The following is a 22,327-nucleotide window of genomic DNA, read 5'->3' as shown; positions in this document are numbered from 1 at the left end:
GAGGGCCCCTGGATGGGTGGTTTTATTTGTATATACATATACAGACGTTTGCGTGTAACGTAAACTCACCGTCAGTCGCGCACTTGTCTGGAGTTGTCGAATCCGGTACATGCCGGTGACGGGCGCCACGTTCCGGGCACCGCCAGTCCTGCCTCTTCGCCGACAAGGAGAATCTCGTGTCCAGTTCGCCTACAGCGCCTTCCTCGCTGGCCGCCCAGATGGGGGAAACCCCCGCGCCGCTCTATGCCCGCGTCAAACAGATGATCAGCCAGCAGATCCAGAGCGGTGCATGGCCGCCGCATTATCGGGTGCCTTCCGAGAGCGAACTGGTCAATGAGCTGGGGTTCAGCCGCATGACCATCAACCGCGCCCTGCGCGAGCTGACCGCCGAAGGCTTCCTGGTGCGGATGCAGGGCGTCGGCACCTTCGTCGCCGAACCCAAGGGCCAGTCGGCCCTGTTCGAAGTGCACAACATCGCCGAAGAGATCGCCGCCCGTGGTCATCGCCATCACTGCGTGGTGGTCAGCCTGGTCGACGAAGTGGCAGGCCCAGAGCGGGCGCTGGCGCTCGACCTGCGCGAAGGACAACGCGTATTCCACTCGCGCATCGTGCACTTCGAGAACGATGTGCCGGTACAGATCGAAGACCGCTTCGTGAATCCCGCCGTCGCCCCCGATTACCTGAAGCAGGATTTCACTCGCCAGACGCCTTACGCCTACCTGTCCCAGGTCGCGCCGCTGACCGAAGGCGAGCACGTGGTGGAAGCCATCCTGGCCGATGCTGATGAATGCAAGCTGCTGCTGATCGAGCGCGGCGAGCCTTGCCTGCTGATTCGCCGGCGTACCTGGTCTGGACGCAATACCGTGACCAGCGCGCGCCTGCTCTATCCCGGTTCCCGCTACCGCCTCGAAGGACGTTTCGGTTCATGACCCAATCCCGCCTGCTGCGTGCCGCCGATTACCCCCGTATGCCGTGGAAGAACGGCGCCGGTTCCACCCTGGAAATCGCCCGCGACGCCGGCGACGGTCTCGACGGCTTCGGCTGGCGGTTGTCCATTGCCGACGTCGGCGAGTCGGGCGGTTTCTCCGCCTTCACCGGCTACCAGCGGGTGATCACGGTGCTTGAAGGCGCCGGTATGCGTCTGGAGGTGGATGACCAGCGTTCCCGCGACCTCACCACCCTGGACGCCTTCGCGTTCGATGGCGGTAGCACGGTGCAGTGCGAGCTGATCGATGGACCTATCCGCGATTTCAACCTTATCTATTCGCCGAAACGCTATGCCGCGCGCCTGCAATGGCTGCGGGTCGATGGCGAATTCAAGCTGTTTTCTTCGGCCAGCACCGTGCTGCTGTTCGCCGCCGAAGCAGGAACGAGCCTGGTGATCGATGGCCAGGCATCCGAGGTGCTGGGCCGCCATGACTGCCTGCATATCGAAGCATCTGGCGCGCTGGCCGAGCTGAAGCTGGATGGCACGGGCGCCTGCTGCCTGATCGAGCTGACGCCTCGCTGAGGCAGGCGGCCGATCATTTTGTAGGAGCTAGCTTGCTAGCGAAAAGGGGCCATTCGCTGGCAAGCCAGCTCCTACGGGCAATTCAGCTCCTTGCGACACTTAATTCGCCTCTACGGGTCCGAGCACGACTGCGCCACAGGGTCTACACCTAATCCTGTCGCCCGCCACGCCTCTCGGAGCTGCCCCATGCCACGCCACAGCGTCCTCGCTGCCATCGCCCTGTCGCTGGTGCTGCCCGCCTCAGCCAACGCCGCCGAGTGTCCTTATCCCAAACCCGTGGTGCTGGCCGGGTTGAACTGGGAAAGCGGCATGTTCACCACCGAAGTGCTGCGCTACCTGCTGGAGAAGGGTTACGGCTGCAAGACCGACGTGCTGCCGGGTAACACGCTGACCATGGAGAACGCCCTGCGGCAGAACGATATCCAGGTGATCGCCGAGCAGTGGGCCGGACGCAGCGAGTTGTGGCGCAAGGCCGAGGCGGCGGGCGAAGTGTTCGCCGTGGGCGAGCCGGTCAAGGGCGCCACCGAAGGTTGGTGGGTGCCGGATTACCTGGTGAAAGGGGAGGGCGCCCCCGCTGCCGACCTGCGTTCGGTGAGCGACCTGCCGCGCTTCAAGGCCCTGTTCAAGGACCCGGAGTCGCCCGGCAAGGGGCGCTTCTACAACTGCCCCACAGGCTGGACCTGCGAAGGGGTCAACACCCAGAAGCTGAAGGCCTACGGCCTGGAAGACAGCTATGTGAACTTCCGCACCGGAACCGGACCGGCGCTGGATGCGGCCATTACCTCGGCGATCCGCCAGCGCCAGCCGATTCTCTTCTACTACTGGTCGCCGACGCCGCTCATGGGTCGCTATCAACTGGTGCAGCTAGAGGAGCCGCCTTTCGACCAGAAGGCCTGGGAAACCCTGATCGACCCGAACAATCCCAAGCCCATTGGCACCCGCTCGCTGCCGGCGAAGATCTCCATCGGTGTATCCCGCGAGTTGCATGAAAAGGCACAGCCCCTGGTGGACGCCTTCGCCAAGCTGGAAATCCCTCTGCCCCTCTTCAACGGCATTCTGGCGCGCATGGCGGAGGAGCATGCCGAGGCTGCGCCCGTGGCCGTCGACTTCTATCGCCAGCATCGCGATGTCTGGTCACGCTGGGTGCCGGCGGACGTCGCGCAGCGTATCGATGCCTCCTTGAAGTAGTTGTTACCTAAGGCCCCAGTTCGGGGCGCGCCTGCTTCGAAATCGGGCGTTTCCCCATCGCGGTAACAGTTTTTTCGCTGCCTGCTTCTTCACTTGTCTATACATCTTGCTGCGCTACAACCCTTGTGCCGCAAGGTTTTCCCCTCCCTTTGCCACTCGCCTGGATGGATTTGGCCTCTCGCTTGCATATGCTTGTATGTACAAGTTTATATGTGTGCAGATGTGCACTGCTTTTCCCGCGCAGTCAGGCAGTAACGTTGCCACCGCAACCACCCTACGAGGAGCCAGGCATGACCAAATTCCGTGACACCGAAATCCGCGCCCCGCGTGGCAACAAGCTGAACGCCAAGAGCTGGCTGACCGAAGCGCCGCTGCGCATGCTGATGAACAACCTCGACCCCGAGGTGGCGGAGAACCCGAAGGAACTGGTGGTGTATGGCGGCATCGGCCGTGCCGCGCGCAACTGGGAGTGCTACGACAAGATCGTCGAGACCCTGAAAGAGCTGAACGAAGACGAGACCCTGCTGGTGCAATCCGGCAAGCCGGTCGGCGTCTTCAAGACCCACGCCAACGCCCCGCGCGTGCTGATCGCCAACTCCAACCTGGTACCCCATTGGGCGACCTGGGAACACTTCAACGAACTGGATGCCAAGGGTCTGGCCATGTACGGCCAGATGACCGCCGGCAGCTGGATCTACATCGGTAGCCAGGGCATCGTCCAGGGCACCTATGAAACCTTCGTCGAGGCAGGCCGCCAGCACTACAACGGCAACCTGACCGGCAAGTGGGTCCTGACCGCCGGCCTCGGCGGCATGGGCGGCGCCCAGCCCCTGGCCGCGACCCTGGCCGGCGCCTGCTCGCTGAATATCGAATGCCAGCAGACCAGCATCGACTTCCGCCTGCGCAGCCGCTACGTCGACGAGCAGGCCACCGACCTGGACGACGCCCTGGCGCGCATCGCCAAGTACACCGGCGAAGGCAAGGCCATCTCCATCGCCCTGCTGGGCAACGCCGCTGAAATCCTGCCGGAACTGGTGCGCCGTGGCGTGCGTCCGGACATGGTCACCGACCAGACCAGCGCCCACGACCCGCTCAATGGCTACCTGCCGATCGGCTGGACCTGGGAACAGTACCGCGACCGCGCGCAGACCGAGCCGGCTGCCGTGGTCAAGGCTGCCAAGCAGTCCATGGCTGTGCACGTGAAGGCCATGCTGGATTTCCAGAAGGCCGGCGTTCCGACCTTCGACTACGGCAACAACATCCGCCAGATGGCCAAGGAAGAGGGCGTGGCCAACGCCTTCGACTTCCCCGGCTTCGTCCCGGCCTACATCCGTCCGCTGTTCTGCCGTGGCATCGGTCCGTTCCGCTGGGCTGCCCTGTCCGGTGATCCGCAGGACATCTACAAGACCGACGCCAAGGTCAAGGAACTGATCCCGGACGACGCCCACCTGCACCGCTGGCTGGACATGGCCCGCGAGCGCATCAGCTTCCAGGGCCTGCCGGCACGTATCTGCTGGGTTGGCCTGGGCCTGCGCGCCAAGCTCGGCCTGGCCTTCAACGAAATGGTCCGCAGCGGCGAACTGTCCGCCCCGATCGTCATCGGCCGCGACCATCTGGACTCCGGCTCGGTCTCCAGCCCGAACCGCGAAACCGAAGCCATGCAGGACGGTTCCGACGCCGTTTCCGACTGGCCGCTGCTCAATGCCCTGCTGAACACCGCCAGCGGCGCCACCTGGGTGTCCCTGCACCATGGCGGCGGCGTGGGCATGGGCTTCTCCCAGCACTCGGGCATGGTGATCGTCTGCGACGGCACTGATGAAGCCGCCGCGCGCATCGCCCGCGTGCTGACCAACGACCCAGGCACCGGCGTCATGCGCCATGCCGATGCCGGTTACCAGATCGCCATCGACTGCGCCAAGGAACAGGGCCTGAACCTGCCGATGATCACCGGCAAACGCTGAGGTCGAGGCCCATGCGCAGATATCAGCTCCAGGATCGGAGCCTTGCGCATGGGCCCTATGCCCGCAATGGAGGCGCCGCAGAGCGCCACGCAGGCAAGACAGTTCTCGAATCTGCACACGGACAACAACAAGAGATCGTCACTACAGCCGTATCGGAGAACAGTTAGATGACCCAGTCCCACGAGCCTTCGGCCAAGCCCCTGATCGAACGCCGCTCGATTGATTACATTCCCGAGGCCGAGCGCCACGGTCGCCTCTACAGCCAGTTCACTTTATGGCTGGGCGCCAACCTGCAGATCACCGCCATCGTCACCGGCGCCCTTGCCGTGGTGCTGGGCGGCGACGTGTTCTGGTCGCTGATCGGCCTGTTCATCGGCCAACTCTTCGGCGGCGCGGTGATGGCGCTGCACGCAGCCCAGGGGCCCAAGCTCGGCCTGCCGCAGATGATTTCCAGCCGGGTGCAGTTCGGTGTGTATGGTGCGGCCATCCCGATCGTCCTGGTGTGCCTGATGTACCTCGGCTTCACCGCTACCGGCACCGTGCTTTCCGGTCAGGCCATCGGCCAACTGCTGAGTGTCAGTGACAGCGCCGGCATCCTTATCTTCGCCGCCGTGATCGTCCTGGCCACCGCGTTCGGCTACCGCGTGATCCACTACATCGGCCGCATCGCCAGCGTGCTCGGCATCATCGCGTTCATCTACCTGTTCAGTCGCGTCATGGTGCTTAGCGACATCAGCGAGCTGCTGCAGAACCGCCACTTCAGCTGGTCCAGCTTCCTGCTCGCGGTGTCTCTCGCCGCTTCCTGGCAGATCGCCTACGGCCCCTACGTGGCCGACTACTCGCGCTACCTGCCCAGTGGTACCTCGTCCGTGAAGACCTTCCTCGCCGCCGGCCTCGGCTCGGTGATCGGCGCTCAGGTCGCCATGGTGCTCGGGGTGTTCGCCGCCGCCATGGCCAATGGTCAGTTTGCCGGCCGCGAGGTGGCCTACATCGTCGGTCTGGGCAGCACCGGCGCCGTCGCCGCGCTGCTGTACTTCAGCATCGCCTTCGGCAAAGTGACCATCTCCACCCTGAACTCCTACGGCAGCTTCATGTGCATCGCCACCATCATCAGTGGCTTCCGTGGGCACATCGAAGTGTCGCGCGCCCAGCGCCTGTGCTTCGTGATTGGCATCGTGGGCGCCTCCACCCTGGTTGCGCTGCTCGGCCAGCATTCGTTCCTGGGTGCGTTCAAGTCCTTCATCCTGTTCCTGCTGGCCTTCTTCACGCCGTGGAGCGCGGTGAACCTGGTGGACTACTACTTCATCACCAAGGAGCGCTACGACGTACCGGCGCTGTCCGACCCCAATGGCCGCTACGGCCGCTGGAACATGCCGGGCATCATCGTCTACACCATCGGCGTGCTGGTGCAGATGCCCTTCATCTCCACCAAGCTCTACACCGGACCGATGGTTGCGCACCTGGGCGGGGTGGATATCTCCTGGATCATCGGCCTGGTCGTACCCAGCGTCCTCTACTACGTGGTCGCTCGCCGCAGCGCCCGGTCGGTGCCGGAGCACATGGTGCTGCCGGCGGATTCCATGAACCTGAGCAAGGCCGCCAACGGCGCCTGAATCGGGTATTGAAACGGGATGCGGCCTGATCGCCGCCTCCACTTTTTAAAGCACGTCGCCAGCGGAAGGCGGCGGCGGACAAGGCCGAAAAGCGGCCAAGGAGAACCTCGATGAATATGAATCTGAAACCCGGCCAACTGACCCTGGCCGACCTGCGCAAGGTGTACCAGCAGCCCCTGCGGCTGACCCTGGACGCCAGCGCCGGCAAGGCCATCGACGCCAGCGTCGCCTGCGTCGAGAGCATCGTTTCCGAAGGCCGTACCGCCTACGGCATCAACACCGGCTTCGGCCTGCTGGCCTCGACCCGCATCGCTCCGGCCGACCTGGAAAAGCTGCAGCGTTCGCTGGTGCTGTCCCACGCCGCCGGTGTTGGCGAAGCGCTGGACGACGCCATGGTGCGCTTGATCATGCTGCTCAAGGTGAACAGCCTGGCGCGTGGCTTCTCCGGCATCCGTCGCAAGGTGATCGATGCGCTGATCGACCTGATCAATGCCGAGGTCTACCCGCATATCCCGCTGAAGGGCTCGGTAGGTGCTTCCGGTGACCTCGCTCCCTTGGCGCATATGTCCCTGCTGCTGCTCGGCGAAAGCAAGGCGCGTCACAAGGGCCAGTGGCTGCCGGCCACCGAGGCCCTGGCCATTGCCGGGCTTGAGCCGCTGACCCTGGCCGCCAAGGAGGGCCTGGCCCTGCTCAACGGCACCCAGGTCTCCACTGCCTATGCCCTGCGCGGCCTGTTCGAGGCCGAGGATCTGTTCGCCGGCGCCACTGTCTGCGGCGGTCTCAGCGTAGAAGCCATGCTCGGTTCCCGTGCCCCCTTCGATGCGCGCATCCATGCCGCCCGTGGCCAGCGCGGCCAGATCGACGTGGCGGCCGCCTACCGTGAACTGCTCACCGCCAGCAGCGAAATTGCCCGCTCCCATGAGAAGTGCGACAAGGTGCAGGACCCGTACTCCCTGCGCTGCCAGCCGCAAGTCATGGGTGCCTGCCTGACCCAGTTGCGCCAGGCTGCCGAGGTGCTGGAGATCGAATCCAACGCGGTCTCGGACAACCCGCTGGTGTTCGCCGAAGAGGGCGATGTGATCTCCGGCGGCAACTTCCACGCCGAGCCGGTGGCCATGGCCGCTGACAACCTGGCGCTGGCCATTGCGGAGATCGGCTCGCTGTCCGAGCGTCGTATCTCGCTGATGATGGACATGCACATGTCCCAGCTGCCGCCCTTCCTGGTGGAAAACGGCGGGGTCAACTCCGGCTTCATGATCGCCCAGGTCACCGCCGCCGCCCTGGCCAGCGACAACAAGGCCCTGGCCCACCCGGCCAGCGTCGACAGCCTGCCGACTTCGGCCAACCAGGAAGACCACGTGTCCATGGCGCCGAACGCCGGCAAGCGTCTCTGGGCCATGGCCGAAAACGTGCGCGGCATCCTCGCCATCGAATGGCTGGGCGCCTGCCAGGGCCTGGATTTCCGCACCGGCCTGAAGAGCTCGCCGAAGCTCGAAGAGGCCCGCGGCCTGCTGCGCGCCAAGGTCTCCTACTACCAGGAGGACCGCTTCTTCGCCCCGGACATCGAAACGGCAAGTGACCTGCTGGCCAGCGGCTGCCTGAACGCGCTGGTCCCGGCAAAGCTGCTGCCGAGCCTGTGAACCTGAAGTAGGGAGCGGGAGGGTGGGGCGCGTGCGTCCTGCCCCGGTCGGGAAGACCGCAACTGCTTGAGGTACCCGGGACGATCACGAGTCGTCACCGGTCGTCAAAACAACAATTGCCAGTCACTGGCACCGGGAGCCGGCACAACCGGCTTCTGTCGATGAACGAACTGCCTTAACCCTTACCAAGTTTCAGGAGCGTCGGAACATGCAATTCAAGAAGCGAGTGTTGGGCCTCATGTGTGCAGCGGGTCTGCTGGCCGGGGCGGCTTCCGCCCAGGCGGCGGGCTGGTGTGAATCCGGCAAACCGGTGAAGTTCGCCGGGCTCAACTGGGAAAGCGGCATGTTGCTCACCGACGTGCTGCAACTGGTGCTGAAGAACGGTTACGGCTGCGAGACCGACAGCCTGCCGGGTAACTCCATCACCATGGAGCAGGCCCTGGGCAACAACGACATCCAGATCTTCGCCGAGGAATGGATCGGCCGTAGCGACGCCTGGAACAAGGCCGCGTCCGCCGGCAAGGTGGTGGGCGTGGGTGCACCGATCGTCGGCGCTACCGAAGGCTGGTACGTGCCGCGTTATGTGATCGAGGGCGATGCCAAGCGCGGCATCGAGGCCAAGGCGCCGCAGCTCAAGTCCATTGCCGACCTGGGCCAGTACGCCGAAGTCTTCCGCGACCCGGAAGAGCCGGGCAAGGGCCGCTTCTACAACTGCCCAGCCGGCTGGACCTGCGAGCTGGACAACAGCGAAATGCTGAAGAGCTACGGCCTGGAAGGGAAGTTCACCAACTTCCGCCCCGGCACCGGCCCGGCCCTGGATGCGGCCGTGTTGTCGAGCTATCGCCGTGGCGAGCCTATTCTTTTCTATTACTGGTCGCCGACGCCGCTGATGGGCCAGGCAGACCTGGTCAAGCTGGAGGAGAAGCCCGGCGTGGACAAGAGCGTGACCATCCAGGTCGGCCTGTCCAAGACCTTCCATGACGAGGCCCCGGAACTGGTGGACGTGCTGAAGAAGGTCAACCTGCCGATCGACCTGCTGAACCAGAACCTGGCGAAGATGGCCAAGGAGAAGATGGACTCGGCCGACCTGGCCAAGGTTTTCCTCAAGGAGCACCCGGAGGTGTGGCACGCCTGGGTCAGCGAGGATGCGGCGAAGAAGATCGAAGCCGCCCTCTGAGGCTGGGCAGTCCCCTATCACGGCCCGCTTCTCGGACGGAGGAGCGGGTTCACCACCTGACCGGAGCGAGCTATGTTCCCCGAACGCTTCACCTTCTCCATCGCTGACTGGGTCAATGGCTGGGTAGACAGCCTGGTGACCAACTACGGCGATGTATTCCGCCACATCTCCGACACCCTGCTCTGGGCCATCGTCTATCTGGAAGGCATCCTCCGCGCCACGCCCTGGTGGCTGGTGTTGATTGTGATCGCCGGGATTTCCTGGCACGCCACACGGCGCATCCTGCCGACGGTGGTGATCACCGGCCTGCTGTTCCTCGTGGGCGCCGTGGGGCTCTGGGACAAACTGATGCAGACCGTGGCACTGATGCTGGTGGCCACTTTCATCTCGGTGCTGATCGGCATTCCGCTGGGCATCCTTGCGGCCCGCAGCGACCGTTTGCGTGCGGTGCTGATGCCACTGCTGGACATCATGCAGACCATGCCCAGCTTCGTGTACCTGATCCCGGTGCTGATGCTCTTCGGCCTGGGCAAGGTGCCGGCCATCTTCGCCACCGTGATCTACGCCGCGCCGCCGCTGATCCGCCTCACCGACCTCGGCATCCGCCAGGTTGACGGCGAGGTGATGGAAGCCATCAACGCCTTCGGCGCCAACCGCTGGCAGCAGCTGTTCGGCGTGCAGTTGCCGCTGGCGATGCCGAGCATCATGGCTGGCATCAACCAGACCACCATGATGGCCCTGTCGATGGTGGTGATCGCTTCCATGATCGGCGCCCGTGGTCTCGGCGAGGACGTCCTGGTGGGCATCCAGACCCTCAACGTCGGCAAGGGCCTCGAAGCGGGCCTGGCCATCGTCATCCTGGCCGTGGTCTTCGACCGCATCACCCAGGCTTACGGCCGTTCGCGGCACGCAGCCAGCAAATGAGTGGCGAGAACATGAGCAAGATCGTCGTCAAGAACGTATTCAAGATCTTCGGCCAGCGCGCCGACGAAGCCCTGGCGCTGATCCAGCAGGGCAAGAGCAAGGCGGACGTGCTGTCCAACACCGGCTGCGTGGTCGGGGTCAACGACCTGTCGCTGTCCATCGGCGCGGGCGAGATCTTCGTGATCATGGGCCTGTCCGGTTCCGGCAAATCCACCCTGGTGCGCCATTTCAATCGCCTGATCGACCCCACCAGCGGGCAGATCCTGGTCGATGGCGAAGACATCCTGCGCTACGACATGGAAGAGCTGCGCGAATTCCGTCGCAAGAAGATCAGCATGGTGTTCCAGAGCTTCGGCCTGCTGCCGCACAAGTCGGTGATCGACAACGTCGCCTACGGCCTCAAAGTGCGCGGCGAGACCAAGGAATACTGCCTGGAGCGCGCCCAGCACTGGATCACCACCGTGGGCCTGAAGGGCTACGAGAAGTCCTTCCCGCACCAGCTTTCCGGCGGCATGCGCCAGCGCGTCGGCCTGGCCCGTGCACTGGCCTCGGACACCGACATCATCCTCATGGACGAAGCCTTCAGCGCCCTCGATCCGCTGATTCGTGCCGACATGCAGGAACAACTGCTGGAGCTGCAGAAGACCCTGCAGAAAACCATCGTCTTCATCACCCATGACCTGGACGAGGCCGTGCGCATCGGCAACCGCATCGCCATTCTCAAGGACGGCCAACTGATCCAGGTCGGCACGCCGAAAGAGATCCTCCACCAGCCGGCCGACGATTACGTCGATCGCTTCGTCCAGCGCCGCGTGGCCAATCTGTAAGGAACAGCTGAATGTCGTTACCCGAGAAAGTCCTGCTGGGTGATTCGCCGTTGAACTGGCGCCAGGTGGTGGCCGTGGCTCGCCACGGCGCGCGCCTGGAGTTGACGCCGTCGGCCTGGGCGCGCATCGACAATGCCCGCGGCATCGTCGAACGCATCGTCGAGCGGGGCGAGCGCGCCTACGGGATCAGCACCGGTCTCGGCGCACTCAGCGAGGTCGTGCTGACCGCCGAGCAGTTCGCCACGATGTCCCGCAACACCCTGCTCAGCCACGCCTGCGGTGTTGGCCCCGCGCTGGCCGACGAGCAGACCCGCGCCATCATCTGCTGCGCCATCGCCAACTACAGCCACGGCCGCTCCGGCCTGCAGCGGCAGGTGGTGGAAGCGCTGCTGGCGCTGCTGGCGCGTGGCATCACCCCGCAGGTGCCGTCCCAAGGGTCGGTGGGCTATCTCACCCACATGGCCCACGTCGGCATCGCCCTGCTCGGCGTCGGCGAAGTGAGCTATCGCGGTCGCGTGGTATCCGCTGCCGAAGCGCTGGCCGCCGAGGGCCTCGAACCCGTGAAACTGGGCGCCAAGGACGGGCTCTGCCTGGTCAACGGTCTGCCGTGTATGACCGGCCTGACCTGCCTCGCCCTGGACGACGCCGAGCGGCTGATGCGCTGGGCCGATGTGATCGGCGCCATGAGTTTTGAAGCCCTGCGCGGGCAGATCGCCGCTTTCGACCCGGACATCATCGCACTCAAGCCGTACCCCGGCGTGCAGGCGGTGGGCGCCAACCTGCTGGCTCTGTTGGCCGGTAGTGAGGTGATTGCCGCCAGCCAGGGCATCCGTACCCAGGACGCATTGAGCATCCGCTCCATCCCGCAGGTGCATGGCGCCTGCCGTGATCAGCTGGCCCACGCCGCGAAGCAGGTGGATACCGAACTGGCATCGGCCAACGACAACCCGCTGCTTCTGGGGACCCCGGACAGCTACAAGATCGTTTCCCAGGCCAACCCCCACGGTGAATCGGTGGCCATGGCAGCCGACCTGCTGGCCATCGCCGTGGCCGAGCTTGGCGGCATCGCCGAGCGCCGTCTGGATCGCCTGGTCAACCCGCTGGTCAGCGGCCTGCCAGCCTTCCTGGTGAGCCAGCCCGGGGTCAACTCGGGAATGATGATCGCCCAGTACGTCGCCGCCGCCCTGGTCGGAGAGAACCGCCAGCTGGCGCAGCCGGCCGTTGTGGATAACTTCGTCACTTCCGGCTTGCAGGAAGACCACCTGAGCCTCGGCACCAGTGCCGCCCTCAAGCTGGGCAAGGCGGTGGAGAACTGCCGCCGTATCCTTGCCATCGAATATCTGTTTGCCGCCCAGGCTTTCGAGTTCCACAAGCCCAGGGGCTTCGGTGTCGGCACATCGGCCGCGTGGGAAACCCTGCGCGAACAGGTGCCGGCTTATGACCAGGACCGTTGGCTGGCACCGGATATCGCCCGTGCCACCGACCTGCTGCGCGACGGTGCCGCGCTGGAAGGGATTTCCGTTCGCACCGGAGGCCTGCAATGAAACACCTCTGGCACAACTGCCACGCCGCCACCATGCGAGGCGGCAAGTACTCGATCATCGAAGACGCGGTGCTGCTGACCTACGCCGGGCGCATCGAGTGGATCGGCCCGCGCGCTGAACTGCCCGCCATTCCCTACGATGTCGAAGTCGATCTCGGTGGCGCCTGGCTGACCCCGGGACTGGTCGACTGCCATACGCACCTGGTGTTCGGCGGTGACCGCAGCCGCGAGTTCGAACAGCGTCTGGAAGGCGTCAGCTACGCCGAGATCGCCGCCCAGGGCGGCGGTATTGCCAGCACCGTGCGCGCCACCCGCGAGGCCAGCGAGGACGAGCTGCTGGAGAGCGCCACCCGCCGCGCCCGCCAGTTGCTGCGCGATGGCGTGACCACCCTGGAAGTGAAGTCCGGCTACGGCCTGGACCTGGCCAGCGAACGCAAGATGCTGCGGGTCGCGCGGCGCCTGGGCGAGACCTTGCCGATCACCGTGCGCGCCACCTGCCTGGCCGCCCACGCCCTGCCGCCGGAGTACGCCGGCCGCGCCGATGATTACATCGACCATATCTGCAACGAGATGCTGCCGGCGCTCGCCGATGAGGGGCTGGTGGATGCGGTGGACGCCTTCTGCGAACACCTGGCCTTCTCTCCGGCCCAGGTGGAACGCATCTTCAAGGTCGCGAAGACGCTCGGTTTGCCGGTGAAACTGCATGCCGAGCAGTTGTCCTCCCTGCATGGTTCCGCCCTCGCCGCACGCTATCAGGCGCTGTCGGCGGACCACCTGGAATACATGACCGAGGACGACGCCATCGCCATGGCCGAGGCCGGCACCGTTGCCGTGCTGCTACCGGGCGCCTTCTTCCTGCTGCGGGAAACCCAGCTGCCGCCCATCGATGCCCTGCGCAAGCACGGCGTGGCGATGGCGGTGTCGACCGATCTCAACCCCGGTACGTCCCCGGCGCTGTCACTGCGGATGATGCTGAACATGGCCTGCACCTCCTTCCGCCTGACCCCGGAGGAAGCGCTGGCCGGCGCCACATTGCACGCCGCGAAGGCCCTGGGCCTGGCCGACAGCCATGGCAGCCTGGAGAACGGCAAGGTGGCCGACTTCATCGCCTGGGACATCCAGCGCCCGGCGGAACTCGCCTATTGGCTGGGCGGCGACCTGCCCAAGCGGGTGATTCGACACGGACAGGAGATCGACTGTGGATAACGTTCTCTCATTCAGCCGCGGCAACGTGCCGTTGCTGATCAGCATGCCGCATCCCGGCACCCTGCTGACGCCGGCGGTGGAAGCCGGGATGGTGGAGGCCGGCTGGGACCTCACCGACACCGACTGGCACATCCCGCGCCTTTACGATTTTGCCGGCGAACTTGGGGCGAGCACCCTGGCGGCGCAGTACTCGCGCTACGTCATCGACCTCAATCGCCCGGCCGACGACAAGCCGCTCTATGCCACCGCCACCACCGGCCTGTACCCGTCGACCCTGTTCGATGGCGACCCCCTCTACCACGAAGGCGAGGAGCCCTCGGCGGCGGAGCGGGCGCGCTACCTGGCGGACATCTGGACGCCCTATCATCAGACCATCAGCGATGAGCTGGCGCGGATGAAGGACGAATTCGGCTACGCCATGCTGTTCGACGCCCACTCCATCCGCTCCTTTGTCCCCCGCCTGTTCGATGGCCGCCTACCGGACTTCAACCTCGGCACCAACGCCGGCGCCAGTTGCGATTCGGGTCTGGCCGATGCCCTGGTGGCGGTTTGCGCAGATGCGCAGGACTACAGCCACGTGCTCAATGGCCGCTTCAAGGGTGGTCACATCACCCGTCACTACGGCCAGCCCGACCAGCACATCCATGCCGTGCAGCTGGAGCTCGCGCAGTGCACCTACATGGATGAGCAGGTGCCCTTCGACTACCGCGAGGACCTCGCGGTGCCGACTCAGGCGGTGCTGGAGAAGCTGTTGCAGGCGATGCTGGCGTGGGGGCAGCAGCGCTACGGCCGCTGACCTCCCTGACAGGCAACGGCGAGTGCCGTCGTTGCCTCAAAGGGCGCGGAGGAAATCCAGCATCAGGCTGCTGACTTCCTCCGCCCGCTCCTGTTGAACCCAGTGCCCGGCCCCATTGAGCAGGTGGCACCCCCGCAGTCCGGGCAGCGTTTTCGGAAACGCGGCGATCAACTGGGGAATCACCGGAAAACCGAGCACCGAGTCCCGGGTTCCTGCCATGAACAGCGACGGCTGTCGGATGATGCCGCCGCGCCACGGTGCCATGAGTTCGCTGGAGAGACGCATGGTCCGGTACCAGTTCAGCCCGCCGCGAAAACCGCTGCGCCGGAACGCCTGCACGTAGTAGTCGAGGTCGTCTTCAGTGAGCCAGGCCGGCAGCACGTCGGGCTCTTTCATGTGGCCCAGGAAGCCCTGGCCGGGCTGCAGGCGGCCGAATGCCGGCAGGCCCTGCCAATCACCGGAACCGCAGAAGAGCATTCGGCGGAATGTCGCGCTGACATCCCGCTCCAGCTCGGCTTCCGCCACGCCGGGGGCCTGGAAGTACTGCATGTAGTAATCATGAATGCCCCGGTCCTCCAGCACCTTGAGAATGTCCGTCGGGTCGGGTGGCGCGAAGGGCACGCTCATGCCGATCACCGCGCGAAACAGGTCCGGCCGCAGCAGGGCGGCGGCCCAGGCCACCATGGCCCCCCAGTCGTGCCCGACGATAACCGCCTGGCGCTCCCCCAGCACCCGCACGAGGTCCACCATGTCTCCGACGAGGTGCAGCCTGGAGTAGGCCTCTACGGCTTGCGGGGCGTCGGTTCCGCCGTAGCCGCGCATGTCCGGGGCGACCACCCTGAAGCCGGCCGCCGCGAGGGCATCGAGCTGGTGCCGCCAGGCGTACCACAGCTCCGGGAAACCGTGGCACAGCAGCACCATTGGCCCTTCGCCCTGCATCGCGACGCGCATGCGGATGCCGTTGACGGTGAGAGTTTCCAGCGTCGGGGTGCCCATATTCACGCCTTCTGCTCAGGCGAGCAGCGCCATCAGCCTGGGCAGGTTCACCGCTGCCTGCTGCCGGGCGAGGGTCAGTTCATGGAGCAGGGCATGGCGCTCGCTGTCGTCCGGCCGGACGTCACGTACCACGGTGGTCATCAGGAACAGGCGGGAGCTGAACAGCCATTGGGTCAGGGCCTGGTTTTCTCGCCAGCGCTGGAAGTTGCCCAGGTAGACGGCCCAGACCCTCAGCCAATCCTCCGCAACCCGTGGCACTGGGACCGGCTGGCAGCAGGCGTTCTTCGCCGCGTCGTCTGCCAGGTGGCATTCGACATAGGCGATCAGGGCGGCTGAAAACACCGGCTGGTTGTTGCTGACGAAGGTCAGGTTGATCCTGTTCCCGTCGAACACCTGCGCCACTTTCCATCCGGCCAGGGCGCGGGCACTGCAGTCGATGAACAGGGTCCCGGCGGGAACCTCGACGCTGCCGCCTTCCAGCAGGACCTTGCCTGGCTCGATCGCCTCGACATGGCCCATCCGCACCTTGTGTTCGATGCTGCGCAGGGCGCTCAGCTCGCTCTGGGTGACGGTGGCGCCGCGATAGGCCCGTGGCGTGACCGAAGGATCGATACGCAGCAGCTGGCCCGAGTGCTCAAGGCGGTCGAACAGGTCTGCGAGCGAGGTGGCGGCGCCAAGGGCCGCGTACTGCGCGGTGACGCCACGCACACACTGCTCGAAGTATTCGAGGCCGGGTTGCAGGGTGGCGCGATCCACCAGCCAGGGATCGCTGGGCATGATCCAGTGGATGGCCCCCGGCGCCGCGCCGTTCTGCAGCAGCCACAGGCAGGTATCGATGCCGGTCTTGCCGGAGCCGACCACCACGTAGGCGGGATATGGCTGGCGAATCTGTGGCAGCTCGTTGGGTGGCACGCAGGTTACCCCGGCGGCCACCCGGTATTTCGGCGGATGAGTGGCAGGCACCTGGGTCTGGGCATGGGTGGCGTCGACCAGTTTCCGCCGTACCTGTACGCGATACTCAGTGCCGCCAAGCAGGGAAACGAAACGATGGTCCGCTGCACGATCCCCGACGTAGTCGTACATGGGGAAGTAGCGCACCCGCCCCGATGCCAGGAACCGCTGGTTCATCACCTGCTCGTAGTAGCTGAGGATTTCCGTGCCGGAGGCCAGTTCGTAGAGGTTCTCCCCCAGCGCGGAGCTGTCTTTCTTGCCACTGCCCAACTCACGGGAATTCACGCCGTAGCAGGCCGAGGGCTGGTGAAGCCGGACGAAGGGGTAGGCGTCGTTCCAGTGGCCGCCGGGCTGGGCGTGGCGGTCCACCATCAGCACGGTGGCGTCGGATTCGCTGAGCAAGGTGTCGACGAAGGCCATCGCCGCAGCGCCGGCGCCGATCACCAGATAGTCGGTCTCCAACAGGTCCGGGCGCATGGCGACTGTCCTCGCGAAAGTGGAAGCCCCCAAAACCCCAAGGCTAGCCCCGTGAACCCGGCACTCCAGATCAAGAGCTGATTGCGACGATAGCCAGGGGCTCTAGCGCTGCAACCCCAGGTGACGGATCACCACCTCGTCGGCCGCCACCCGCTCCCACACATCATCCAGCAACTCGGCCGGGTAGAAAGGCAGGGCGGCAAGCGCCTCACGACTGATCCAGCCCACTTCCCGGATCTCGAACTCGTCGCCACCCAGGCCGTTCAGGTTGGCCAGGCTGAGTTCGCCGCGCCAGGCGTCGATCCGGTAGAACAGTTCCATATGGAAGCGCCCCATGGCCGGTTCGGCGAATTCGCGAACATAGACCAGCGGGCCGACGTCGACGTCGAGGCTGGTTTCTTCCCTGAACTCACGGCGCACCGTATCGCGCGTGCATTCGTCGCTGACCGATTCGAAGCCTCCGCCCGGCGGAATCCAGTAGGTATCGTCGCCGACCACGTGCTTGACCAGCAGGATGCGGCCCTCGTGTACCAGCAGCCCGGCAGCGCGGATGCGATGGGTGAGGGGAGCGCTCATTGCCAATCCATCCGGGCGAGCTTCCACTCACCGTCGTCCAGCCACCATTCCAGCTTCACTCCGTAATGGCGTGCGCTGTCGGGAATCAGCCCCTCGGCACCCGTGAGGGCCACCTGAGCGTCCGTGTAGCCCTTCTCGCGGTAGGTCGGGTCGAGGCTGTTCGCCTTGCTGAGGGCGAGCACGCTGACATTCTTGTGGCGCATGAACAGCAGGGTCATGGTGCGCTTGGCCCAGTCGCGGTCGTTCTGTTGCTGGGCAATGAACTGCGGGTGCAACTGCTCCAGCACCGCAGCGGTTTTCTTCGCTTCGAGGTTGTCCTGCAGTTGTTGCACCGCCGCATCCAGCTCCGCTGCCGGGTCGTTCCGGCCACAACCGGCTAGGATTGCCAGAACGCATAATGTCGGCAGAGCGAACTTCCTGAGTAGCATGCTGAACTCCTTTTTCCTCGTTATGATGCCCGGCAGATTAAAAGGCCGGACTCGCCCAGGAGTCGACCTTTCGCACAGATTCGGGAGCCAAGAATGCAGACTTTGTATCCGGAGATAAAACCCTACGCCCGGCACGACCTGGCGGTGGATGCGCCGCACGTGCTCTACGTGGACGAGAGCGGCACGCCGGAAGGGCTGCCGGTGGTGTTCATCCACGGTGGGCCGGGAGCCGGCTGCGATGCCCTGAGCCGGCGCTTCTTCGATCCGAATCTGTACCGCATCGTCACCTTCGACCAGCGTGGCTGCGGCCGCTCGACGCCCCATGCGAGCCTGGAAAAGAACACCACCTGGGACCTGGTGGCGGACCTCGAGCGCATTCGCCAGCACCTCGGGATCGACAAGTGGGTCCTGTTCGGCGGCTCCTGGGGGTCCACCCTGTCCCTGGCCTATGCCCAGGCGCATCCGGATCGCGTCCTCGGCCTGATTCTGCGCGGCATCTTCCTGTGCCGTCCGCAGGACTTCGAGTGGTTCTACCAGGAAGGCTGCAGCCGCATGTTCCCCGACTACTGGGAAGATTACCTGGCGCCGATTCCGGCCGAGGAACATGGCGACCTGATGCAGGCCTTCTACAAACGCCTGACCGGCCCTGACCAGATTGCCCAGATGCACGCCGCCAAGGCCTGGTCCACCTGGGAGGGCCGCACCGCTACACTGCGTCCGAGCGCACCGGTGGTGGAGCGCTTCAGCGAGCCGATGCGTGCCCTTTCCATCGCCCGTATCGAATGCCACTACTTCGTCAACAACGCCTTCCTCGAACCCAATCAGCTGCTCCGCGACATGCCGCGCATCGCGCATCTGCCGGGCGTGATCGTGCACGGCCGCTATGACGTCATCTGCCCCCTGGATAACGCCTGGGCGCTGCACAAGGCCTGGCCGAACAGCGAGCTGCAGATCGTTCGGGATGCGGGCCACGCTGCATCAGAGGCCGGCATCACCGACGCCCTGGTACGCGCCGCCAACCAGATGGCGCGGCGCCTGCTGGAGATGCCGCCCGAGGAAGACGCCTGATGAAGGCACTGCTGCAACGGGTCAGTGCCGCCCGCGTCGAGGTGGAAGGTGAAGTGGTCGGGGCCATCGACCAGGGCTTGCTGGTGCTGGTCGGCGTCGAGCCCCAGGACACCGAGGCCAGCGCCGACAAACTGCTGCACAAACTGGTCAACTACCGCGTATTCGCCGATGCCGAGGGCAAGATGAACCTGTCCCTCGGCGCGGTCGGTGGCGGCCTGTTGCTGGTATCCCAGTTCACCCTGGCCGCCGATACCAAGAGCGGCCTGCGCCCCAGCTTTTCCACCGCAGCATCCCCGGCGCGTGGTGAGGAGCTGTTCGATTATCTGGTGGAGCAGGCCCGCCTCAAACATCCACAGGTCGCCACTGGCCGCTTCGGCGCCAACATGCAGGTGCACCTGGTCAACGACGGACCGGTCACTTTCCTGCTCGAAAGCTGAGCTGGCCCGATATCTGCTTCCTGCGACTCGCCATCCACGAAGATGCGGTTTAGGATGCGCGCCATGCCCCGTCGTTCGTGGGCTGCACAACAACAACGAGCTGCCCCATTGGCAGGCTCTTGAAACGCTACCTGTGTGGCCGAGGCATCGTCTCGACTGCGTTGTTGACGTTTTTCAATGAGCCGCCCCATTAGGAGAAAGAATGAAAAAGTTTCTCGCGTCACTGCTGTTCGCCGCCAGCGCACTGACTGGCCTGGCCCACGCTGGCATGGTCGATGATGCAGTCAAGCGCGGCACCCTGCGTGTCGGCATGGACCCGACCTACATGCCCTTCGAAATGACCAACAAGCGCGGTGAGATCATCGGCTTCGAAGTCGACCTGCTCAAAGCCATGGCCAAGGCCATGGGCGTGAAGCTTGAGCTGGTGTCCACCAGCTACGACGGCATCATCCCGGCCCTGCTGACCGACAAGTTCGACATGATCGGTTCCGGCATGACCCTGACCCAGGAGCGCAACCTGCGCATCAACTTCTCCGAGCCCTTCATCGTGGTCGGCCAGACCCTGCTGATCCGCAAGGAGCTGCAAGGCGAGATCAAGTCCTACAAGGACCTGAACGATGCCAAGTACCGCATCACCTCCAAGATCGGCACCACCGGCGAGATGGTTGCCAAGAAGCTGATCTCCAAGGCCCAGTACCACGGCTTCGACAACGAGCAGGAAGCGGTGATGGACGTGGTCAACGGCAAGGCCGACGCCTTCATCTACGACGCCCCGTACAACGTGGTTGCGGTGAACAAGGCCGGTGCGGGCAAGCTGGTGTTCCTGGAAGAGCCCTTCACCTTCGAGCCCCTGGCCTACGGCCTGAAGAAGGGTGATTACGACAGTATCAACTGGGTCAACAACTGGCTGAACCAGATCCGCCACGACGGCACCTACGATCGCATCCACACCAAGTGGTTCAAGAAGAACGACTGGCTGAAAGAGATGGAATAAACCTGCGCTGGCCTCCGGGCCGCGCTGGTTGCGACAGGCCCGGCCCACAAGGCCGGGCCTGCCTTTTGTTACCCGCCATGAGCGAGATTTCCCGTGACTAGAAAACATCGCCGTAACTGGCCCTGGCACATCCTGACCGGTCTGATCCTGGTCGTGGTGGGCTGGGGACTCTGGTACTCCACCTCACTGATTTCCTACGAATGGCGCTGGAATCGCGTGCCCCAGTACTTCGCCTACCAGGCGGAGGAAAGTCAGCGCGCTGCCGATTACGGCACGGTCAGCGCCATTGCCGACGCCGGCGACAATGCCCGCGTGACCTTGACCGCCGAGGGCGGTGAGGAACAGGTGCTGGAAGTCGCTCGCGATAGCCTGCAGGTGAGCCAGGGCGATGAAGTTTCCGAAGGCGACCAGATCGGTGTGACCCGTCATTGGGCCGCCGGACCGCTGCTCTGGGGCCTCTGGACCACCTTGTGGATTTCCGTGGTATCCGGCGCTTTCGGCTTGGTGATCGGCCTGTTCACCGGCCTTTGCCGCCTATCCAGCAATCCCACCCTGCGCGACCTGTCCACCGTTTACGTCGAGCTGGTGCGCGGTACGCCGCTGCTGGTGCAGATCTTCATCTTCTACTTCTTCATCGGCACGGTGTTGAACCTCTCCCGCGAGTTCGCCGGGGTGGCGGCGCTGGCACTGTTCACCGGCGCCTACGTGGGCGAAATCGTCCGCGCCGGCGTGCAGTCCATCGCCCGTGGCCAGAACGAGGCGGCACGTTCCCTGGGCCTGACCGCGGGCCAGTCGATGCGTCACGTAATCCTGCCGCAGGCGTTCAAGCGCGTGCTGCCGCCGCTGGCCGGGCAGTTCATCAGCCTGGTCAAGGACACGTCGCTGGTGTCGGTCATCGCCATCACCGAACTGACCAAGAGCGGCCGCGAGGCAATCACGACCTCCTTCTCCACCTTCGAAATCTGGTTCTGCGTCGCTGCGCTGTACCTCGTCATCAACCTGCCGCTGTCGCAAATCGCCAGCCGTCTGGAGCGGAGGCTCGGGAAAAGTGATTGAAGTCCGAAACCTGGTGAAAGTCTTCGATGCTCGCGGCCAAGAGGTGCGGGCTGTGGATAACGTCACCACGCAGGTGAAGCGTGGCGAAGTAGTGGTGGTGATCGGCCCGTCGGGCTCCGGCAAGTCCACCTTCCTGCGCTGCCTCAACGGCCTGGAGGAGCTGGATTCCGGTTCGGTGAGCATCGACGGCGTCGACCTCGCCAACCCGAAGACCGACGTGAACGCCTACCGCCGCGAAGTGGGCATGGTGTTCCAGCACTTCAACCTGTTCCCGCACATGACCGTGCTGGAAAACCTCTGCCTGGCCCAGAAGGTCGTGCGCAAGCGCGGCAAGGCCGAACGCGAAGCCAAGGCCCAGGCGCTGCTGGCCAAGGTCGGCATCGCGCAGAAGGCCAATGAGTACCCCTCGCGCCTGTCCGGCGGCCAGCAGCAGCGCGTCGCCATTGCCCGGGCCCTGTGCATGGAGCCCAAGGTGATGCTGTTCGACGAACCCACCTCGGCGCTCGACCCGGAAATGGTCGGCGAAGTGCTGGACGTGATGAAGCAGCTCGCCCAGGAAGGCATGACCATGGTCTGCGTGACCCACGAAATGGGCTTTGCCCGCGAAGTGGCCGACCGGGTGCTGTTCTTCGATCACGGCAAGCTGTTGGAAGACGCGCCTCCGGCGCAGTTCTTCGACAAGCCCCAGGACCCGCGCGCGCAGAGTTTCCTGCGGCAGGTGCTCTGATCAGGCCAGCGGAACCGGCCTTTTGTAGGTTGTGGCTGAGCGGAGCGAAGCCCAACAAAGCCAAGCTCGGCGTCCACAATGTTGGGCTTCGTGACCTCAGCCACAACCTACGACCATCCCGAACCCAATTAGGGCTCAGTGCAGCGGCGTCGCCGGTTGCAGCTCATTCTCCGCGACAAGCCCCTGGGCCCGCGCGCGCAGAGCTTCCTGCGGCAGGTGTTCTGATCGGGAG

General features: G+C 64.8%; 21 protein-coding genes. 17 read left to right on the top strand and 4 right to left on the bottom strand.

The annotated features are described in order from the left end of the window. The first annotated feature begins 218 nt into the window (after positions 1-218). The 12 genes from hutC to hutG all read left to right on the top strand — a co-directional run bounded on the left by hutC (position 219) and on the right by hutG (position 14,385). Positions 219-929 carry a histidine utilization repressor gene (gene hutC / locus DM872_RS28530; protein WP_218649722.1) on the top strand — a complete coding sequence of 237 codons (711 nt, stop codon included), beginning with the start codon at positions 219-221 and terminating at the stop codon, positions 927-929. Next, positions 926-1,510 carry a HutD/Ves family protein gene (locus DM872_RS28525; RefSeq protein WP_179062544.1) on the top strand — a complete coding sequence of 195 codons (585 nt, stop codon included), beginning with the start codon at positions 926-928 and terminating at the stop codon, positions 1,508-1,510. Before hutC ends, DM872_RS28525 begins: the two co-directional genes overlap by 4 nt. Before the next feature lie 186 nt (positions 1,511-1,696). Beyond that, positions 1,697-2,698 carry an ABC transporter substrate-binding protein gene (locus tag DM872_RS28520; protein WP_179062543.1) on the top strand — a complete coding sequence of 334 codons (1,002 nt, stop codon included), beginning with the start codon at positions 1,697-1,699 and terminating at the stop codon, positions 2,696-2,698. 290 nt (positions 2,699-2,988) lie between these two features. Then, complete coding sequence (gene hutU, locus DM872_RS28515) at positions 2,989-4,659, top strand: urocanate hydratase (RefSeq protein WP_179062542.1); 1,671 nt, start codon at positions 2,989-2,991, stop codon at positions 4,657-4,659. 167 nt (positions 4,660-4,826) lie between these two features. Continuing rightward, complete coding sequence (locus DM872_RS28510; protein ID WP_179062541.1) at positions 4,827-6,272, top strand: purine-cytosine permease family protein; 1,446 nt, start codon at positions 4,827-4,829, stop codon at positions 6,270-6,272. 110 nt (positions 6,273-6,382) lie between these two features. After that, positions 6,383-7,912 carry a histidine ammonia-lyase gene (gene hutH / locus DM872_RS28505; RefSeq protein WP_179062540.1) on the top strand — a complete coding sequence of 510 codons (1,530 nt, stop codon included), beginning with the start codon at positions 6,383-6,385 and terminating at the stop codon, positions 7,910-7,912. A gap of 208 nt (positions 7,913-8,120) precedes the next feature. Beyond that, complete coding sequence (locus tag DM872_RS28500) at positions 8,121-9,089, top strand: ABC transporter substrate-binding protein (RefSeq protein ID WP_179062539.1); 969 nt, start codon at positions 8,121-8,123, stop codon at positions 9,087-9,089. Positions 9,090-9,161: 72 nt separating this feature from the next. Next, complete coding sequence (locus tag DM872_RS28495) at positions 9,162-10,013, top strand: ABC transporter permease (protein ID WP_179062538.1); 852 nt, start codon at positions 9,162-9,164, stop codon at positions 10,011-10,013. Beyond that, on the top strand, positions 10,010-10,840 hold the full coding sequence (locus DM872_RS28490; RefSeq protein ID WP_179062537.1) for a quaternary amine ABC transporter ATP-binding protein: 831 nt from the start codon (positions 10,010-10,012) through the stop codon (positions 10,838-10,840). Before DM872_RS28495 ends, DM872_RS28490 begins: the two co-directional genes overlap by 4 nt. An 11-nt stretch (positions 10,841-10,851) precedes the next feature. Next, positions 10,852-12,384, top strand: a complete 1,533-nt coding sequence (locus DM872_RS28485; RefSeq protein WP_179062536.1) for an HAL/PAL/TAL family ammonia-lyase — start codon at positions 10,852-10,854, stop codon at positions 12,382-12,384. Beyond that, positions 12,381-13,589 (top strand): imidazolonepropionase, encoded by a 1,209-nt coding sequence (hutI, locus tag DM872_RS28480; RefSeq protein WP_179062535.1) that lies wholly within the window; start codon positions 12,381-12,383, stop codon positions 13,587-13,589. Before DM872_RS28485 ends, hutI begins: the two co-directional genes overlap by 4 nt. Continuing rightward, entirely contained in the window at positions 13,582-14,385 is an 804-nt protein-coding gene (hutG, locus tag DM872_RS28475; RefSeq protein WP_179062534.1) for an N-formylglutamate deformylase, read from the top strand. The genes hutI and hutG overlap by 8 nt, the downstream gene beginning before the upstream one ends. 36 nt (positions 14,386-14,421) lie before the next feature. Here the strand turns inward: hutG and DM872_RS28470 are convergent, their stop codons facing one another. From DM872_RS28470 to DM872_RS28455, 4 genes are all read right to left on the bottom strand, one after another. Beyond that, the gene (locus DM872_RS28470; protein ID WP_179062533.1) at positions 14,422-15,381 is read right to left on the bottom strand and encodes an alpha/beta fold hydrolase; all 960 of its coding nucleotides are present in this window, start codon (positions 15,379-15,381) and stop codon (positions 14,422-14,424) included. Positions 15,382-15,396: 15 nt separating this feature from the next. Further along, positions 15,397-16,809 (bottom strand): NAD(P)/FAD-dependent oxidoreductase, encoded by a 1,413-nt coding sequence (locus tag DM872_RS28465; RefSeq protein WP_179062532.1) that lies wholly within the window; start codon positions 16,807-16,809, stop codon positions 15,397-15,399. A 102-nt stretch (positions 16,810-16,911) separates the two neighbouring features. Further along, positions 16,912-17,385 carry an NUDIX domain-containing protein gene (locus tag DM872_RS28460; protein WP_179062531.1) on the bottom strand — a complete coding sequence of 158 codons (474 nt, stop codon included), beginning with the start codon at positions 17,383-17,385 and terminating at the stop codon, positions 16,912-16,914. Continuing rightward, positions 17,382-17,813: a hypothetical protein gene (locus DM872_RS28455; RefSeq protein ID WP_179062530.1), complete on the bottom strand. Its 432-nt coding sequence runs from the start codon at positions 17,811-17,813 to the stop codon at positions 17,382-17,384. Before DM872_RS28455 ends, DM872_RS28460 begins: the two co-directional genes overlap by 4 nt. 93 nt (positions 17,814-17,906) lie before the next feature. Here DM872_RS28455 and pip point away from each other — a divergent pair, with 93 nt between their 5' ends. The 5 genes from pip to DM872_RS28430 all read left to right on the top strand — a co-directional run bounded on the left by pip (position 17,907) and on the right by DM872_RS28430 (position 22,095). Then, positions 17,907-18,881, top strand: coding sequence for a prolyl aminopeptidase (pip, locus tag DM872_RS28450; protein ID WP_179062529.1), 975 nt, complete (start codon positions 17,907-17,909; stop codon positions 18,879-18,881). Beyond that, positions 18,881-19,318, top strand: a complete 438-nt coding sequence (gene dtd, locus DM872_RS28445) for a D-aminoacyl-tRNA deacylase (protein WP_077524717.1) — start codon at positions 18,881-18,883, stop codon at positions 19,316-19,318. Before pip ends, dtd begins: the two co-directional genes overlap by 1 nt. Positions 19,319-19,520: 202 nt before the next feature. Then, the gene (locus DM872_RS28440) at positions 19,521-20,312 is read left to right on the top strand and encodes a transporter substrate-binding domain-containing protein (protein WP_179062528.1); all 792 of its coding nucleotides are present in this window, start codon (positions 19,521-19,523) and stop codon (positions 20,310-20,312) included. Between the two features lie 93 nt (positions 20,313-20,405). Beyond that, complete coding sequence (locus tag DM872_RS28435) at positions 20,406-21,368, top strand: amino acid ABC transporter permease (protein WP_179062527.1); 963 nt, start codon at positions 20,406-20,408, stop codon at positions 21,366-21,368. Beyond that, complete coding sequence (locus DM872_RS28430; protein WP_179062526.1) at positions 21,361-22,095, top strand: amino acid ABC transporter ATP-binding protein; 735 nt, start codon at positions 21,361-21,363, stop codon at positions 22,093-22,095. The genes DM872_RS28435 and DM872_RS28430 overlap by 8 nt, the downstream gene beginning before the upstream one ends. The last annotated feature ends 232 nt before the right edge of the window (positions 22,096-22,327 follow it).

This window comes from Pseudomonas taiwanensis (genome assembly GCF_013393345.1).
GTDB lineage: Bacteria > Pseudomonadota > Gammaproteobacteria > Pseudomonadales > Pseudomonadaceae > Metapseudomonas > Metapseudomonas resinovorans_C.
This window is presented reverse-complemented; position numbering and strand designations above follow the sequence as displayed.